The sequence below is a fragment of the Rhizobium sp. SVR5-9E genome, assembly GCF_056755095.1.
Window position 1 is genome coordinate 13587 of sequence record NZ_JBNDHS010000053.1, and the last position, 15094, is coordinate 28680.

18 protein-coding genes are annotated in these 15094 nt (G+C 60.1%); 6 read left to right on the top strand and 12 right to left on the bottom strand.

Going from position 1 to position 15094, the window contains the following annotated elements:
- Nucleotides 1–9: 9 nt before the first annotated feature.
- From pheS to infC, 4 genes are all read right to left on the bottom strand, one after another.
- Entirely contained in the window at nucleotides 10–1092 is a 1083-nt protein-coding gene (pheS, locus tag ACPYOJ_RS21780) for a phenylalanine--tRNA ligase subunit alpha (protein ID WP_481418101.1), read from the bottom strand.
- Between the two features lie 151 nt (nucleotides 1093–1243).
- Nucleotides 1244–1648, bottom strand: coding sequence for a 50S ribosomal protein L20 (gene rplT / locus ACPYOJ_RS21785; protein ID WP_168827973.1), 405 nt, complete (start codon nucleotides 1646–1648; stop codon nucleotides 1244–1246).
- A 39-nt stretch (nucleotides 1649–1687) separates the two neighbouring features.
- The gene (rpmI, locus tag ACPYOJ_RS21790) at nucleotides 1688–1891 is read right to left on the bottom strand and encodes a 50S ribosomal protein L35 (protein WP_004108077.1); all 204 of its coding nucleotides are present in this window, start codon (nucleotides 1889–1891) and stop codon (nucleotides 1688–1690) included.
- Between the two features lie 299 nt (nucleotides 1892–2190).
- Nucleotides 2191–2727: a translation initiation factor IF-3 gene (gene infC, locus ACPYOJ_RS21795; RefSeq protein WP_168828734.1), complete on the bottom strand. Its 537-nt coding sequence runs from the start codon at nucleotides 2725–2727 to the stop codon at nucleotides 2191–2193.
- A 179-nt stretch (nucleotides 2728–2906) separates the two neighbouring features.
- Here infC and ACPYOJ_RS21800 point away from each other — a divergent pair, with 179 nt between their 5' ends.
- Both ACPYOJ_RS21800 and ACPYOJ_RS21805 read left to right on the top strand, forming a co-directional pair.
- Complete coding sequence (locus ACPYOJ_RS21800; RefSeq protein WP_481418102.1) at nucleotides 2907–3707, top strand: alpha/beta hydrolase; 801 nt, start codon at nucleotides 2907–2909, stop codon at nucleotides 3705–3707.
- 178 nt (nucleotides 3708–3885) lie between these two features.
- Nucleotides 3886–4485, top strand: a complete 600-nt coding sequence (locus ACPYOJ_RS21805; protein WP_481418103.1) for a transglutaminase-like cysteine peptidase — start codon at nucleotides 3886–3888, stop codon at nucleotides 4483–4485.
- 90 nt (nucleotides 4486–4575) lie between these two features.
- On the opposite strand, the gene mbfA is transcribed toward ACPYOJ_RS21805, so the two are convergent.
- Nucleotides 4576–5559, bottom strand: a complete 984-nt coding sequence (mbfA, locus tag ACPYOJ_RS21810; protein ID WP_481418104.1) for an iron exporter MbfA — start codon at nucleotides 5557–5559, stop codon at nucleotides 4576–4578.
- 171 nt (nucleotides 5560–5730) lie between these two features.
- Between mbfA and ACPYOJ_RS21815 the strand changes: the two genes are divergently transcribed.
- Nucleotides 5731–6198 (top strand): group III truncated hemoglobin, encoded by a 468-nt coding sequence (locus ACPYOJ_RS21815; RefSeq protein ID WP_481418105.1) that lies wholly within the window; start codon nucleotides 5731–5733, stop codon nucleotides 6196–6198.
- Between the two features lies 1 nt (nucleotide 6199).
- Here the strand turns inward: ACPYOJ_RS21815 and ACPYOJ_RS21820 are convergent, their stop codons facing one another.
- The 5 genes from ACPYOJ_RS21820 to ACPYOJ_RS21840 all read right to left on the bottom strand — a co-directional run bounded on the left by ACPYOJ_RS21820 (nucleotide 6200) and on the right by ACPYOJ_RS21840 (nucleotide 9982).
- Nucleotides 6200–7111 (bottom strand): EamA family transporter, encoded by a 912-nt coding sequence (locus ACPYOJ_RS21820; protein WP_481418106.1) that lies wholly within the window; start codon nucleotides 7109–7111, stop codon nucleotides 6200–6202.
- 100 nt (nucleotides 7112–7211) lie between these two features.
- Nucleotides 7212–7766 (bottom strand): recombination regulator RecX, encoded by a 555-nt coding sequence (gene recX, locus ACPYOJ_RS21825; RefSeq protein ID WP_481418107.1) that lies wholly within the window; start codon nucleotides 7764–7766, stop codon nucleotides 7212–7214.
- Nucleotides 7767–7781: 15 nt separating this feature from the next.
- Complete coding sequence (locus tag ACPYOJ_RS21830; protein WP_481418108.1) at nucleotides 7782–8807, bottom strand: histone deacetylase family protein; 1026 nt, start codon at nucleotides 8805–8807, stop codon at nucleotides 7782–7784.
- 63 nt (nucleotides 8808–8870) lie between these two features.
- Nucleotides 8871–9392, bottom strand: a complete 522-nt coding sequence (locus ACPYOJ_RS21835; RefSeq protein ID WP_481418109.1) for an N-acetyltransferase family protein — start codon at nucleotides 9390–9392, stop codon at nucleotides 8871–8873.
- Nucleotides 9393–9412: 20 nt separating this feature from the next.
- Complete coding sequence (locus ACPYOJ_RS21840) at nucleotides 9413–9982, bottom strand: helix-turn-helix domain-containing protein (RefSeq protein ID WP_481418126.1); 570 nt, start codon at nucleotides 9980–9982, stop codon at nucleotides 9413–9415.
- A gap of 153 nt (nucleotides 9983–10135) precedes the next feature.
- Between ACPYOJ_RS21840 and lepA the strand changes: the two genes are divergently transcribed.
- Genes lepA through ACPYOJ_RS21855 form a run of 3 tightly spaced genes read left to right on the top strand, consistent with a single transcriptional unit; the run spans nucleotide 10136 to nucleotide 12553 of the window.
- Entirely contained in the window at nucleotides 10136–11968 is a 1833-nt protein-coding gene (gene lepA / locus ACPYOJ_RS21845) for a translation elongation factor 4 (protein WP_168827965.1), read from the top strand.
- A gap of 55 nt (nucleotides 11969–12023) precedes the next feature.
- Nucleotides 12024–12254 carry a type II toxin-antitoxin system CcdA family antitoxin gene (locus tag ACPYOJ_RS21850; RefSeq protein ID WP_481418110.1) on the top strand — a complete coding sequence of 77 codons (231 nt, stop codon included), beginning with the start codon at nucleotides 12024–12026 and terminating at the stop codon, nucleotides 12252–12254.
- Nucleotides 12254–12553 (top strand): CcdB family protein, encoded by a 300-nt coding sequence (locus ACPYOJ_RS21855; protein WP_481418111.1) that lies wholly within the window; start codon nucleotides 12254–12256, stop codon nucleotides 12551–12553. Before ACPYOJ_RS21850 ends, ACPYOJ_RS21855 begins: the two co-directional genes overlap by 1 nt.
- Before the next feature lie 3 nt (nucleotides 12554–12556).
- On the opposite strand, the gene ACPYOJ_RS21860 is transcribed toward ACPYOJ_RS21855, so the two are convergent.
- Both ACPYOJ_RS21860 and ACPYOJ_RS21865 read right to left on the bottom strand, forming a co-directional pair.
- Nucleotides 12557–13012, bottom strand: a complete 456-nt coding sequence (locus tag ACPYOJ_RS21860; RefSeq protein WP_481418112.1) for a GFA family protein — start codon at nucleotides 13010–13012, stop codon at nucleotides 12557–12559.
- Nucleotides 13013–13167: 155 nt separating this feature from the next.
- The gene (locus ACPYOJ_RS21865; protein WP_481418113.1) at nucleotides 13168–14997 is read right to left on the bottom strand and encodes a methyl-accepting chemotaxis protein; all 1830 of its coding nucleotides are present in this window, start codon (nucleotides 14995–14997) and stop codon (nucleotides 13168–13170) included.
- Nucleotides 14998–15094: the final 97 nt, after the last annotated feature.

Genomic DNA, 15094 nt, shown 5'->3' on the forward strand with positions numbered 1-15094 from the left:
AATCCTCCCTTAAGCGCTCAGGCCGCCGAACAGCGTCGGCATGTCGAGCGGGCGGAAGCCGTAATGGGTCATCCAACGGATATCGGCGTTGAAGAAGTCGCGCAGGTCGGGCATGCCGTATTTCAGCATGGCGATGCGGTCGAGCCCCATGCCCCAGGCAAAGCCCTGATATTCGTCGGGATCGAGACCGCCATAGCGGAGCACGTTCGGGTGAACCATGCCGCAGCCGAGGATTTCCATCCAATCGGTGCCCTCGCCAAACTTGACGATCGGACCGGAGCGGTCGCACTGGATGTCGACTTCGAAGGACGGCTCGGTGAACGGGAAGAACGACGGGCGGAAGCGCATCGTCACGCTGTCGACCTCGAAGAACGCCTTGCAGAACTCCTCGAGGACCCAGCGCATATTGGCGACATTCGCCTTCTTGTCGATCACGAGGCCCTCGACCTGGTGGAACATCGGCGAATGCGTCGCATCCGAATCCTGGCGGTAGGTCTTGCCGGGGATGATGATGCGGATCGGCGGTTTTTGCGCCTCCATGGTGCGCACCTGCACCGGCGAGGTATGCGTACGCAGCACCCTGCGCTCGCCGTTCTCATCCGGATTGAAGAAGAAGGTGTCGTGCATCTCGCGGGCGGGGTGGCCCTCGGGGAAATTCAGCGCCGTGAAATTGTAGTAGTCGGTTTCGATGTCCGGGCCTTCGGCAATGGAGAAGCCCATATCGCCGAAGATCGCGGTAATCTCGTCCACGATCTGGCTGATCGGGTGAATGCGTCCGCGCTCCGCCGGAGAGGACCGGACCGGCAGGCTGATATCGACCGTCTCGGCCTTCAGACGGGCATTGACGGCCGCTTCCTTGAGCGTCGCCTTGCGGGCGGCGATCGCATCCGTCACCTCGTTCTTGAGGCTGTTGATCGCAACGCCTTTGGTCTGGCGCTCTTCGGGGGTCATCGCACCAAGCGTCTTCAGGAGCTCGGAAACAGAGCCCTTTTTGCCGAGGGCGGCGACGCGTACGGCCTCGAGCGCTGCTTCGTCATTGGCGGCAGCAATTTCCGCAAGCAGCGATGATTTGAGCTGGTCGATATCTGACATCGTCAATTCTTTCCGTCCAGGATCAGGCGGGCAATTGGAGGCTGGCGGACGCCGGCCGGGCAAAGGAGTACAGAGAAAGAAAAACCCGCGCCAGCCCAAACCAGCGCGGGTTTCCCAAAATCATTGAAGCATAAAGCCTGGGAAGCGCTGGTTACTTGACCGCGCCTTCAAACTCGTTCTTCGTACCGGCTTCCTTAAGGTATTCGAGAGCCTTCTTGGAGGCTGCGACGAGCGCGCCGAATGCTTCCGGCTCATGGATCGCCATGTCGGAGAGAACCTTACGGTCAACTTCGATGCCAGCCTTGTTCAGGCCGTCGATGAAGCGGCCGTAGGTCAGGCCGAATTCGCGGACGGCAGCGTTGATGCGCTGGATCCAGAGAGCGCGGAAGTTGCGCTTGTTAATCTTGCGGTCGCGGTAAGCGTACTGCTTGGAACGATCGACAGCGGCCTTCGCGGCGCGGATGGTGTTCTTGCGGCGGCCGTAGAAGCCCTTAGCGGCCTTCAAAACCTTCTTGTGCTTGGCGTGGGCGGTGACGCCTCTTTTTACACGTGCCATTTCATGATCTCCTTAATCTAAAGCGTTCGCGGAATAGTCTTAGAGACCGTTCGGCAGGTAGTTCTTGACGACCTTGCGGCCATCGGGTTCTGCGAGAACCATCGTGCCACGTGCGTCGCGAATGAACTTGTTGGTACGCTTGATCATGCCATGGCGCTTGCCAGCAGCGGCAGCCTTGACCTTGCCGGTCGCGGTGATCTTGAACCGCTTCTTGGCAGAGGACTTCGTCTTCATCTTGGGCATTTTGCTACTCCGTTTCTGTCCTCCCTGCGCGCTTCTTCAAAAAAGCCCTCCTGCGATGTCCGGTCATCCGGCCGTCGCAACAAGGCGCGGGAGCGTTTGTTGTTGATCCGCGGCTCCGGTGACGAAACCGGTCCGCAAGCATTCGAAACTGCCACGGCATGCCCTGCCGGTCAGTTCGGACGCGCGCTTATACCCGCAGTGCCGTGAAAGTGCAACGGGGCGGGAAAGGAATCTTCGGCCTCACTGAAACACGAAAGCCGCCCTTGCGGACGGCTTTGATGTATCGACGAGGACCGCGCTCACTTCGGCGCGAGCACCATCATCATCTGGCGGCCTTCGAGCTTCGGTTCGGCCTCGACCTTGGCAAATTCGGTCGTATCGGCCTTCACCTGCTGAAGCAGCTTCATGCCGAGTTCCTGGTGGGCCATTTCGCGGCCGCGGAACTTCAGCGTCACCTTCACCTTATCGCCGTCCTCGAAGAAGCGACCCATCGCCTTCATCTTCACCTCATAGTCATGGGTGTCGATGTTCGGACGCATCTTGATTTCTTTGACTTCGACAATCTTCTGCTTCTTGCGCGCCTCGGCGGCCTTTTTCTGGTTGGCATATTTCAGCTTGCCCAGATCAAGGATCTTGCACACAGGCGGTTCGGCGTTGGGAGAAATTTCCACGAGGTCCAGGCCGGCTTCTTCAGCCATTCTCAGGGCCTGATCGGTGGGCACCACGCCCAAATTCTGTCCTTCAGCATCAATCAACTGAACCTTAGGAATACGGATTTCCCGGTTCGAACGCGGCCCTTCCTTCACGGGCGCGTCGGTTTTAAAAGGTCTGCGAATGGTCGTACTCTCCTCGAGTTGTTTCGGATTGCTGCAGTTTCGCACTCCCGTCGGGGGGCACAAACAAGGTCTTGTTATTGCTGCAACGGAGTCATTAACACGCTTTAGCGGAAAAATCACCTGCTGTCAGCCTGTCAAGAATCTGTTTTATAGGCGCAAAGCAACAGGAGTTTCCGCATATGTCTGAAGCAAGTTCCACAACCGAGCCGCAGTTCCTGGCGGTGGGCGAAGGCGATGCTGAGCGGAAGATTGCTTTCATCATCCGGGAGGCGACGTCGAACAATCCGGGCACGACCTTCGTCTGGCTCTCCGGCTACCGGTCGGACATGAGTGGCACGAAGGCGGTCGAGCTCGATCGGCTGGCGGGCGAACTTGGACTCGCCTGCATTCGTCTCGACTATTCGGGCCACGGACTTTCCGGGGGCAAATTCACCGACGGAACGATCTCACGCTGGCTGGAAGAGGCAGTCGCCGTCATCCTGCATGCAAAGCCGGAGAGCATCATCGTCGTCGGCTCCTCGATGGGTGGTTGGATCGCCCTGCGGTTGGCGCAGGAACTCGCAAAATTGCAGAATGCGCCGAGGCTTGACGGCATGGTCCTGATTGCGCCGGCGCCTGATTTCACTTCTGAACTCATCGAGCCGCACCTCAAAAAGAAGGACCGCGCGTCGCTCGCCGAGCGAGGCTATTTCGAAGAAAAGTCCGAATACAGCCCGGAACCGAACGTCTATACCCGTGCGCTGCTCGAGGACGGCCGTGAGAACCGGGTTCTGACCGGGATCATCGAAACAGGCTGCCCCGTTCATATTCTGCAGGGAATGAAAGACGCGGACGTCCCCCACTCTCACGCTCTGAAGCTGACCGAACACCTGCCCGCCGATGATGTCGTGCTGACCTTCATTCGCGACGGCGACCACCGGCTTTCCCGGCCGCAGGATATTGAGCAGATGCTGTCCGCGGTCAAAGGCCTTATTCGTTAACCCAAAATCCCCATCAGCCGCTTCAACAAGCGCTTCGAAGTTGAATATAGGCCGCAAACTCCGGTTTGTGTGCCATTTTAACCATGTCAATGAGTCGCACGATCCTAAGGATTGACACCTCAAGCCCCCGTCCGTTAACTCTTTGTTAAGAATTAAAGGGCGATGCAAGGAATAGGGCGTGCGGATCAAGGGTTACCTGGTGGCCATGATGGCCACCTTTGCGATGTCTTCGGCCGCCTTACCGGCCCCAACCAAAAATCTCTCGATGGTCACCGGCGGCGCCACCTCGCAGCCCATCGGCCATTATGATTTCTGCCAGGTACACCGTGCTGAATGCGGCGCCGACCGCAATGCGGCGCCGATGGAAATGACTGATGCCAAGTGGGCTCTCGTCCGCTCCGTCAATTCTACCGTCAACAACACCATCACCCCGATGACCGACAAGGAAATCTACGGCAAGGACGAAGTCTGGGCCTATCCGACAACGGCGGGCGACTGTGAAGACTTCGCCCTCTTGAAGCGCCGCATCCTGATTCAGCGCGGCTTTGAGCCGGCGAACCTTCTGATGACGGTGGTGCGCAAGCCGGATGGCGAAGGTCACGCCGTGCTGACGCTGCGCACGGGCGAAGGCGACTTCCTCCTCGACAATCTCGCTTCGACTGTGAAGCCCTGGTTCGATGCGCCCTATTCCTTCGTCAAGCGCCAGTCGAGCTACAATGCCGGCCGCTGGGTAACCATCGAAAACGGCCGCGACGTTCTGGTCGGCGCTCTGCGATAGGAAATCTCGTTATTCGAATGGAAAAGGCCGGCTCGATGCCGGCCTTTTTGTTTGAGGCGTTACTCCTGGGTGTCCTGGGAAAGACTGCGCTCACCCATTGCCGATCAGGATGCCGGCAGCGAGCACCAAACCGCCGCCTACCACCACCTGGAAGGCAGCGCGCAGGAATGGCGTTTCCATATATCTGTTCTGGATGAAAGCGATCGCCCACAGTTCGAAGAAGACGATGACGGCTGCCGTGATCGTCGCGGTCCAGAATTGTGGAATGAGATAGGGCAGCGCATGACCGAGACCCCCAAGCGCGGTCATGACGCCGCAAGCGAGACCGCGCTTGATGGGCGAGCCACGGCCTGAAATCTTGCCGTCGTCATGTGCAGCCTCCGTGAAACCCATGGAAATACCCGCGCCTACCGAGGCTGAGAGGCCAACCAGGAAGGTCTGCCACGTGTCCTGCGTCGCAAAGGCGGCCGCGAAGATCGGAGCCAGTGTCGAGACGGAACCATCCATCAGCCCCGCAAGACCGGGCTGCACATAAGTGAGCACGAATTGCCGCCGCGCGGTTTCGTCTTCCGCATGCTTGACGTCCTCCGGCGTATGTTTGTCGCCGAGCATTTTGGCAATGTCTTCATGGCCTTGTTCAGCAAGCGCCAGATCGCCGAGCAACTGGCGCGTCGAGGCGTCCGAGGTCTGCTTTGCCGCCTCGACATAGAAGCGATAGGCCTGCTCCTCCATCGCTTCGGTTTCCTGCCGCATGGCTTCCAGCGACTGGTTGGCGCGCAGCCAATCCGGTTTGCGGTCATAGAAGCCGTCGACATGGTCGCGGCGAATGAGCGGAATGCGCTCGCCAAAGCGCTGCCGATGGAGCTCGATCAACGACTTGCGATGCGTGTCTTCGACCTCCGCCATGTCCTCGAAAACTTTGGCCGAAGCGGGATACGCCGCCTTCAACTGGTCGGCGTAGGCGAGATAGATGCGGGCGTCGTCCTCTTCAGATGCGATTGCGAGCGCCAGGATTTCCTGCTCCGACAATGACTTGAATGAACGTTTGGATGACCTGAAAAACCGGGGCAGCATGACGAAACTCCATTTTAGAATAATTCTAAATCTAAAGAGCGCGCTGCAAGGCGTCAAGGACACTGGCAGCTGATGTAACAGATTGCTGCGAGACGAATTGCCCCTTTGGCCTGAAGCAGCGGATGCCTATATGAGGGTCTGCCGTAAGAGGCGGCGAAGCCGGGGTTAGATATGGATCATGAACTACAGGGACGGGCGGCGCATGTCGCCGCAATCCGCGAGCGCGCGGAAGCGGACATGAAAGCCATGGGAATCGACCACGCCTTCATCGACAGGCTGGTTGAGACCTTTTACGGCCGTGTTCTTGCGCATCCTGAACTCGGTCCGGTTTTCGATGCGAGGCTCGCCGGCCGCTGGCCGGAGCATATGGCGAAGATGAAGAGTTTCTGGTCGTCGGTCGCCTTCCGCAGCGGCGCCTACGGCGGCAAGCCGGTCCAGGCGCATCTCGGCGTCGCCAACATCACACCAGGGCTCTTCCCGCAGTGGCTGGAGCTATTCGCCGCAACCCTCGACGATATTGCCCCCAATGGCGAGGCAAAGGCGTGGTTCATGGCAACGGCGGAACGCATCGCCAAAAGCCTGACGCTATCGCTGTTCTACAACCCGGCACTCGACGATCCGGCGCGCAAGCCCGTTTAAGTCAAGCTTTTTCCGCCGAGAAGGTCGCACCTGCGCTTGCCGCAACCACGAGAGCGGTGCCGAGTATCTGCAACAGCGTCATGGCCTGCGCCAGGATGAGGAAGCCCGCGAGCGCGCCGATGGCCGGTTCCAGGCTCATGAGGATGCCGAAGGAGGCCGTCGTCATCCGCCTGAGCGCGATCATTTCCAACGTGTATGGCAGGAGCGGAACCAGGATCGCCAGGCCCGCCATTTCGATAAGGCCGTAGCCATCAAGATTCGGGACCGCGCCGGCAAAACCGAAAGGAGTTGCCACGACCGCTGCGACGATCAGCGAAATCGAGAGGCCTTCCAGCCCCTTGAACGCCGCTCCGACTTTCTTCGTCAACAGGATATAGCAGGCCCAGCCTGTGCCGGCACCAAAGGCGAAGAGCACACCCGGCAGATTGCCTACCCATTCCTCTCCATCATAGGCAAGGAAGAGAACGCCCGCCGCGGCGATCACCGGCCACACAAGGCGGCGGGTCAGGCCGTAACCGAATGTCGCGAGCGAAAGCGGGCCGAGGAAATCGATCGCGACCGCAAGCCCCAACGGAATCCGCTCGATCGCGGCGAAAAAGGATATGGTCATCAGCGCCGTCGTCGTGCCGAGGACCAATGCGCCGACCCACTGCTCGCGGCTGTAGCGGAGCAGCGGCGGACGGACGACGATCGCGAGGATGACGGCCGCGAAAGCAAGCCGCAACCAGGACGCGCCGGCAGCTCCGTAAGTCGCGATCGCGCCAGAGGAGAATGCCGCGCCGAACTGAACGGACGACATCGACAGCAGGCACATCAGCGCGCCGCCGGCAACACCGCCGGACAATGCGGGTGCCGCTGCAGTCAGCGCCGCAGCACTTGCGTTCGCCACTGGTTCGCACGTCTTCTGGTCCATTTGCCCGCTCCGAAATTTGCGCCATTGATATGGTCGCAACACCAAAGCGGCAAATGCAAACTTCTGATCCGGGCATAAGCAACCTTGATGACGGAAGACGCTAAAGCGCCCGCCTGGCTTCGAGCACCTCATCCGCTTCGTCGAGGCTCATGTCAAAGACCTTCTTGCCGATTTCGAAGCTGAAGCCGTTCCGGGCGAAGGCTGAGAGCTCCTTGGCCTTTCGCTTCTCATCGAGCTCGCCGCGCCGATACGGCCCAAACGCCCGTTTACGCGCAAAGACGACGGCGGCGAACAGGTCGTCGGCATGCTCGAGTGCGGTCTCGACGATATCGCTTGCCACTCCCTTCAGGGAGAGTTTCTGGGCAATAAGCCGTTTCGACTTGCCGCCACGCACGGCCGAGCGGGTACTCACCGCCGCGTAAGCCACATCGTCAAGAGCCTGCTGATCGTAAGCGAATTTGACAGCCGAGTCGGCAAGCGCTTTCAGCTGCGCCTGGCTGATGTCTTCGAACTTCTGCTTGGCCTTTCGCGTAATCGCATCGAAAAGCTGCTTTTCGGTCATCATGCGGCGTTCGAGACGATAGATCGTCGAGTTGCGTGCCCAGGAGAGCATGCGCTGCGTCGGAACGTCCGATTGCTGGATTTCGTCTTCCACTGTGAGAGCCAGCCTTTAAGCTTCCAGCCCCATCAGCACATTGGCGACATTGAGCCCGATTTCCGGCACGCCGTAGCCACCCTCCATGCAGGTCAGAACCGGGAGACCCGCCTCGGCAATCATTGTGCCCATGCGGGTGAAGTCGTCGGAATTCAGCCTGAAGAAGGAGATCGGATCGCGCTCGAACGTATCGACGCCGAGTGACACGACGATCGCTTCGGCGCCAAATGCCTTGATGCGGGACAGCGAATCCTGCAGCGCGGCCGCCCACTCGCTCCAGAGCGTGCCGCGCGGCAGCGGATAGTTGGCGTTGCAGCCTTCCCCTTCGCCCTCACCGGTCTCGTCGGCGTAGCCCCAGAAATAGGGAAAGGCATCGGCGGGCTCGCCGTGCAGCGAAGCGAAGAAGATATCGCCGCGGCGATAGGTAATGTCCTGCGTGCCGTTGCCGTGGTGGAAATCGACATCGAGGACCGCGACCTTCCGTGCACCCAGATCCAGCAGGCGTTGTGCCGCGACGGCGGCGTTGTTGATGAAGCAATAGCCGCCGAAAAGATCGATGCCTGCATGATGGCCGGGCGGGCGGCAAAGCGAGAAGGCGAAGCGATTGCCGGCATTCAGCCAGTCGGCGCCGGTGACCGCGCACTGCATCGAGGCGACCGCTGCCTGATAGGTGCCACCCGTAATCGCCGTCTCCGCCGCATTGGCATAGTAGCCAAGCAGCGCATCGATATCGTTCGGCACGCGCAAGGTCGAACGGCGAACAGGGAAGGATGCGGGGATTGCCTCACCCTCTGCGCCCGTCGCTTTCCACATGTCCCAAGCCTTGGACAGAAAATCGAGATAACCGGAATCATGTACTTTGAGAGCCGTTTCCAGACCATGCCGCTTAGGCGCCACCACGTCCGAAAAGCCGGCCTGCTTGACCGCTTCCAAGATCCACTCCGCGCGGAAAGGACCTTCGAACGGGGTCACCAGCTGGCCGTTATGGAGCTCGGTCTTCGCATCGCGCAGCTTGTGGTCCTCGGAATAGATAACGCGCATCGCGGTGCTCCCTGATTTGCTTTGTCCGGATAAGGCGTGGCGCGTCCGGTCCTTGTCAATGGCTTAGGCAGCGACCCGCTTGTAGAACAGCGTGGTCGCGCAATAGCCGCCCTCCGGCCACATCGCATAATCCGGGATGACCCCGGCCTTCTCCCACCCGAGGCGAGGATAGATCGCCTCCGCGTCGCTGCCGGTTGCCGTGTCGAGCACGAGCAGGTGTTTGCCGTGCCGTGCGGCTTCACGTTCGATCGCCTCCATCAACAGCCGCGCCAGGCCCTTTCCGCGCGCCGAACGATGCACGAGCAGTTTCTTCAAATCGCCGCGATGCGGTTGGTTCGGCATGGAGGCAAAGCCGACCTGTACCGTTCCAACGATCTTTCCGTCGACTTCTGCCACCGCCAGCAGATTGACGCCTGCCTCGACGGCTTCGGCGACGCTTCGCCAGTAAGGCTCCGCGTCCGCCGTCTCGTAAGGCTGCATGAAGCCGACGGACGCGCCGCCTTCCACGCAGTCGGCGAGTATCTCACACAGATCGGCAATTGCCGCGCGAGCCTCTTGTGCATCGAGAATACGAATGACGGTCATGATCTGCTCCTGAAATGAATTCAGCGGGTGCTGCGGTTCAGCACGACGCAATAGCGGGCCGGCTTGCTGGTGGGATTGTGGAAGACATGCCCCTCGCCGACCGGCATGAAGAGGCAATCTCCTGGAAAGAGATGGTGGACCATTTCGCCCGTGGTCATCTCCATCTCACCCTCGAACACCCAGACATGCTGCGTCATGCCGTGGCTTGCCGCATGCGGCGGAAAGCTGACGCGGCCGCCAGCCGGAAACTCGACCTCTACGATATCGACTTCGGAGGATGTTCCGGGCGGCGAGACGGAGCGGCGAACATAACCGGTTTCCGGATCGCGCCAGACCTGCTGCTCATGGCGCCTGGCGAGCGGGGAAGCTTCCCGCTCCTCCTCGGCGAAGAAGGCCGAAAGCGACAGCCCGAGCGCCGCACAGACCCGTGCGAGCAGCGAGGCCGTCGGGCTCGCTTCCGCCCGCTCGATGCGCGATATCATCGCCCGGCTCACGCCGGAGGCGCCGGCAAGGTCATCCAGCGTCAGGCCCTTCTCGATCCTGAGCTTGCGGATGCGGATTCCGATCGCCGCTTCGAGTTCCTGTTCCATCATCAGCCCTGTTTCTACTATACCTGTTTCTACTATAATAGAAATGCATAGTCCAATGATGGAATCAAGTCCAATGTTTCCGGCTGCGGAGCCGCGATCTATCGTAAACGAAACCCTGCTTTTCCGCTTTGCGGCAGGGGAAGGCGCTGCTATATGGCGCGCATGAGCACCAATCCCACAACTCCGCTTTCGCATATCCGCAATTTCTCGATCGTGGCCCACATCGACCACGGCAAATCGACGCTTGCCGACCGCCTGATCCAATCGACCGGCGGTCTTGCCGACCGCGAAATGTCCGAGCAGGTGCTGGACAACATGGAGATCGAGCGCGAGCGCGGTATCACCATCAAGGCGCAGACCGTTCGCCTGCACTACAAGGCGCAGAACGGCGAGACCTACATCCTGAACCTCATCGACACGCCCGGCCACGTCGACTTCGCCTACGAGGTCTCGCGTTCGCTGTCGGCCTGCGAGGGTTCGCTGCTCGTCGTCGATGCGTCGCAGGGCGTCGAAGCGCAGACGCTCGCCAACGTCTATCAGGCGATCGACAACAACCATGAGCTCGTCACCGTCCTCAACAAGATCGACCTGCCGGCGGCCGAGCCCGACCGTATCAAGGAGCAGATCGAGGAGGTGATCGGCATCGATGCCTCCGAAGCGGTGCTGATCTCGGCCAAGACCGGCCTCGGCATTCCCGATGTCCTCGAGGCGATCGTCCACAAGCTGCCGGCGCCGAAGAGCCCGGGCGGCGAAAAGGCGCCGCTGAAGGCGTTGCTCGTCGACAGTTGGTATGACACTTATCTCGGCGTCATGGTTCTCGTGCGCGTTATCGACGGCGTGCTGACCAAGGGCCAGACGATCCGCATGATGGGCACGGATGCCAAGTATCAGGTGGAGCGCGTCGGCGTGCTGACGCCGAAGATGGTCAATGTCGATTCACTCGGCCCAGGCGAGATCGGCTTCATCACCGCTTCGATCAAGGAAGTGGCCGATACCCGCGTCGGCGATACGATCACCGAAGACAAGCGCCCGACGGCGCAGGCCCTGCCGGGCTTCAAGCCGGCACAGCCGGTGGTTTTCTGCGGCCTCTTCCCGGTCGACGCCGCCGATTTCGAAGATCTGCGCGCCGCCATGGGCAAGCTTCGCCTCAACGACGCCTCGTTCTCCTTCGAGATGGAATCGTCGGCGGCTCTCGGCTTCGGCTTCCGCTGCGGCTTCCTTGGGCTTCTGCACCTCGAAATCATCCAGGAGCGCCTGGAGCGCGAATTCGACCTCGACCTGATCGCCACCGCGCCCTCGGTTGTCTACCAGCTGACGATGACGGATGGCAGCGAGCGCGAGCTGCACAATCCGGCCGACATGCCTGACGTCGTCAAGATCGCCGAGATCCGGGAGCCCTGGATCAAGGCGACGATCATGACGCCGGACGATTATCTCGGCGGCATCCTCAAGCTCTGTCAGGACCGCCGCGGCATCCAGACGGAACTCACCTATGTCGGCACGCGCGCCATGGTGACCTACGAGCTGCCGCTCAACGAAGTGGTCTTCGATTTCTACGACCGGCTGAAGTCGATCTCCAAGGGCTATGCCTCCTTCGACTATCACCTCGAAGGCTATCGCGAAGGCAACCTCGTCAAGCTGTCGATCCTCGTCAACGGCGAGCCTGTCGATGCGCTCTCCATGCTCGTCCACCGCGCGTCTGCTGAAAAGCGCGGCCGCGACATGTGCGAAAGGCTGAAGGAGCTGATCCCGAAGCACATGTTCAAGATCCCGATCCAGGCAGCGATCGGCGGCAACGTCATTGCCCGCGAGACCATCTCTGCCCTGCGCAAGGACGTGACGGCCAAGTGCTACGGCGGCGACGCCACCCGCAAGCGCAAACTTCTGGACAAGCAGAAGGAAGGCAAGAAGCGCATGCGCCAGTTCGGCAAGGTGGAGATTCCGCAGGAAGCGTTCATCGCCGCGCTGAAGATGGGGGATGAGTGATCCATTGCTTCTCCAGACTATGCGCATATAATTTGCGCATAGCTGGAGCATTGTCATGTCACAGTCTGCGCGGAAGGCCGCGAATCTTTCTCTTAATGCGGAGCTGGTTTCCTCCGCTCGGGAACTCAACATCAATATTTCCCGCGCCGCTGAGGAAGGCATTGCCCGTGCGGTTAAAGCCGAGCGCGAACGCCGGTGGCGGGAAGAGAACGACGAGGCGATACGCCTCGAAAATGAGTATGTCGAGAAACACGGATTGCCGTTCGCAAAATACAGGCAATTCTGATGACGCGGTTTATGGTCTACCGGTTGCGATCCGATGACCAGTTGGCCGTCGATCTACAGAGTACGACGCTGGAAAGCTTGCCCTCTCGTGTGATGGCTCCCCTTTACCCTATTCGCGAGATGTCCTGGTCCATTTCGCGCTTGAATCCGCGGTTCTCCATTGATGACGAGCCTTATGTCCTCGCCACACAAAGGATGGCCGCGATTCCGGTCGCCGAAATAGGGGACGCGGTTCTGAGCTTGGGAAGCGAGGCCAATCAGATCAGCGCAGCGCTGGATTTCCTGTTCCTGGGCTTGTAGGCCTTACGCCTGCTGCGCCATGTACTCCTTCACCAGCCCCTCATAGGCAGCCATTTCGGGCAGGGTTTCATAGCTATACACGGCGCCCGTTTCCGCAAACGGCAGCTTCTCCCGCGTCCAGGTCTCGATAAAGGGCGTGAACCAGCTCGCATCGTCCAGCATGGTCGGGCGCAGGTTGACGAACCAATCCATGCCCTCGGGCCGCGTAAACATCCAGCTCATACAATGCGGGCAGAAATAGTGCTTCGTCAGGCCGTGCAGCCCGCCGATGACGGGTTCGCCTCGCGTCACTTCGAAGCTTTCCGCAGGGATGGCAGCGCTCAGCGAATAGGCGCTGGACGACATTCTCTGGCAGCCGGTGCAATGGCACGCCATGGTCAGCAGCGGCCTTGCGCTGATCTTCAGCCTGACCCGGCCGCAACGGCAGCCGCCCTCCCAAGGCAGGTTATCTTTGCTCATTTTTTGATGCTCCCTTTCGCAACGGAATCTAGCGGAGCAAGGGACTCTGTCAAAGCAAGGTGGATGGTTTCACCAGTCGCCGCAAATGAAAACTCCATCCCTGCTGCGAAGCAGGAATGGAGTTTCTGGGAGCACCAATTTGTTCCGCTTCGCGCTTATGCCACGTGACGCAGCGGGACGGCATAGCGGTTTGTGGCCGAAGCGGTGCGGAAGCGTTCGACCTTGTGGGCAAGATCGTCGGTTTCGCGGGCGAGCGATTGGGCAGCGGTCGTGGTCTCCTGAACCATGGCAGCATTCTGCTGCGTGACCTTGTCCATCTGGTCGGCTGCAGCGGAAACTTCGCGCAGGCTCATTGCCTGATCGCGCGCCGAGCGGGCGATTTCGCCAACGACGCCGCTCATTTCAGCAACCTGCGAGACAATTTCCTGCAGCGAGGTGCCGGAATCAGTGACCAGCTTCACGCCTTCATCCACCTGACGGCTTGACGTCGAGATCAGGTCCTTGATCTCCTTGGCGGCCTCGGCAGAACGCTGGGCAAGGCCGCGAACTTCCTGGGCGACGACGGCAAAGCCTCTACCGGCTTCGCCGGCGCGTGCCGCTTCAACGCCGGCATTCAGCGCCAGGAGGTTCGTCTGGAAGGCGATCTCGTCGATCACACCGATGATCATGCCGATCTGATTGGACGACTGCTCGATCGCGGTCATCGCCTTGACTGCGCGTGCAACGATTTCGCCGCCCTTTTCCGCATTTTCCTGTGCGGTGGTCGCGGCACCCTGGGCGCGTCCCGCACCATTTGCGGTATCGTCCACGCCGCGCGTGGCGTCCGAAAGTGCGGCAACCGTTTCCTCGAGGCTTGCGGCCTGCTGCTCGGTCCGGTGCGCCAGATCGTTGGAAGCGGCCGAAATCTGGGTCAGGCCTGAACGGATGGCGCCGATCGAGGCAACGACCGAACCGAGGATTTCCTCCATCGAGGTGACCGTCTGGTTGAACTTGTTGCGGATCGGCTCGAATTCCGGAGCGACGGCATCGTTCATGCGGATGGTCAGATCGCCCTGGGAAAGCGCATCGAAGCCCTGCTCGACCGCATGGACGAAGCTGCGCAGGTCTTCCGCCTTGGCACCGTCGATCGCGATCTGGCGTTCGCGCTGCGATTCCTGAGCCTGGCGGGCCGCCAGGGCTTCGGTTTCCAGACGCTTGTTTTCATGGGCTGCGTCCTTGAAGACCTGCACCGCGCGGGCCATTCCGCCGATCTCGTCAAGCCGGTCGGCATTGGCAAGCTCGATAGAGGTATCGCCGCCTGCAAGCTTCAGCATCAGGTCGGTCATTGCCGTGACCGGTTTGCCGATCATTCGCGTCAGCAGCAAGGCGAGCACGAGCGACGCAAGGATGAGGAAGCCGATGCCGAGTGCGAGCGTGATCTTCGTCGCGGTATTTGCAGCGGCAACTTCGGCGACGGCTTCTTCGGTCAGCTTCTTCTCGTGCTCGCGCAGATCATCAACGACCGCCTGCGCCGGATCCATATAGGTATCGGCTTCGTCCGACATGGCGAACTTAACGGCGTCATCGTGGGTCGCATCCTTGCTTGCCTTGGCAATGACGGGATCGAGAACGTTCTGGCGCCATTCGTTGACCTGGCCGACCATGTCGTCCATCTTTTTCGTGATCGCGGGATCATCTGCCGCCGTCTTCTTCACAGTCTCGATGTTTTCAAGAAGGCCGTTGTAGTGTTTCTGAATGCTGTCGACGTAATGGTCATCCTTGGTGATGAGCAGGCCGCGTACAGCGCTTTGAAGGCGTGCCAGCGACAGGCGAATGTCCGTCGTGGCACTCACGATGCGTCCATGCAATTCGCTTTGCTGCCCGACATCCTCGACGATACGAACATTCTTGTAAACGGCGGCGCCCATGCATGCGGCACCGATCACAAGAACGGCAAAGCCGAGAGTCAGCTTCTGGGCAATCTTTAGATCACTTATCCGTATCATTGAAAAAATCCCTTACCGAAACAGTATTTAAGCGCAATTGCGGCTCAACCCATTGTTGCAGGGGAGAATGAATATTGCCGGTAAAAAACCTGTTAAG

Excerpts from the sequence above, each read along its gene's own strand:
- pheS (WP_481418101.1), bottom strand. The coding sequence starts at position 1,092 with ATGTCAGATATCGACCAGCTCAAATCATCGCTGCTTGCGGAAATTGCT.
- rplT (WP_168827973.1), bottom strand. The coding sequence starts at position 1,648 with ATGGCACGTGTAAAAAGAGGCGTCACCGCCCACGCCAAGCACAAGAAG.
- rpmI (WP_004108077.1), bottom strand. The coding sequence starts at position 1,891 with ATGCCCAAGATGAAGACGAAGTCCTCTGCCAAGAAGCGGTTCAAGATC.
- ACPYOJ_RS21800 (WP_481418102.1), top strand. The coding sequence starts at position 2,907 with ATGTCTGAAGCAAGTTCCACAACCGAGCCGCAGTTCCTGGCGGTGGGC.
- mbfA (WP_481418104.1), bottom strand. The coding sequence starts at position 5,559 with ATGCTGCCCCGGTTTTTCAGGTCATCCAAACGTTCATTCAAGTCATTG.
- ACPYOJ_RS21815 (WP_481418105.1), top strand. The coding sequence starts at position 5,731 with ATGGATCATGAACTACAGGGACGGGCGGCGCATGTCGCCGCAATCCGC.
- ACPYOJ_RS21820 (WP_481418106.1), bottom strand. The coding sequence starts at position 7,111 with ATGGACCAGAAGACGTGCGAACCAGTGGCGAACGCAAGTGCTGCGGCG.
- ACPYOJ_RS21830 (WP_481418108.1), bottom strand. The coding sequence starts at position 8,807 with ATGCGCGTTATCTATTCCGAGGACCACAAGCTGCGCGATGCGAAGACC.
- ACPYOJ_RS21835 (WP_481418109.1), bottom strand. The coding sequence starts at position 9,392 with ATGACCGTCATTCGTATTCTCGATGCACAAGAGGCTCGCGCGGCAATT.
- ACPYOJ_RS21840 (WP_481418126.1), bottom strand. The coding sequence starts at position 9,982 with ATGGAACAGGAACTCGAAGCGGCGATCGGAATCCGCATCCGCAAGCTC.
- lepA (WP_168827965.1), top strand. The coding sequence starts at position 10,136 with ATGGCGCGCATGAGCACCAATCCCACAACTCCGCTTTCGCATATCCGC.
- ACPYOJ_RS21850 (WP_481418110.1), top strand. The coding sequence starts at position 12,024 with ATGTCACAGTCTGCGCGGAAGGCCGCGAATCTTTCTCTTAATGCGGAG.
- ACPYOJ_RS21855 (WP_481418111.1), top strand. The coding sequence starts at position 12,254 with ATGACGCGGTTTATGGTCTACCGGTTGCGATCCGATGACCAGTTGGCC.
- ACPYOJ_RS21860 (WP_481418112.1), bottom strand. The coding sequence starts at position 13,012 with ATGAGCAAAGATAACCTGCCTTGGGAGGGCGGCTGCCGTTGCGGCCGG.
- ACPYOJ_RS21865 (WP_481418113.1), bottom strand. The coding sequence starts at position 14,997 with ATGATACGGATAAGTGATCTAAAGATTGCCCAGAAGCTGACTCTCGGC.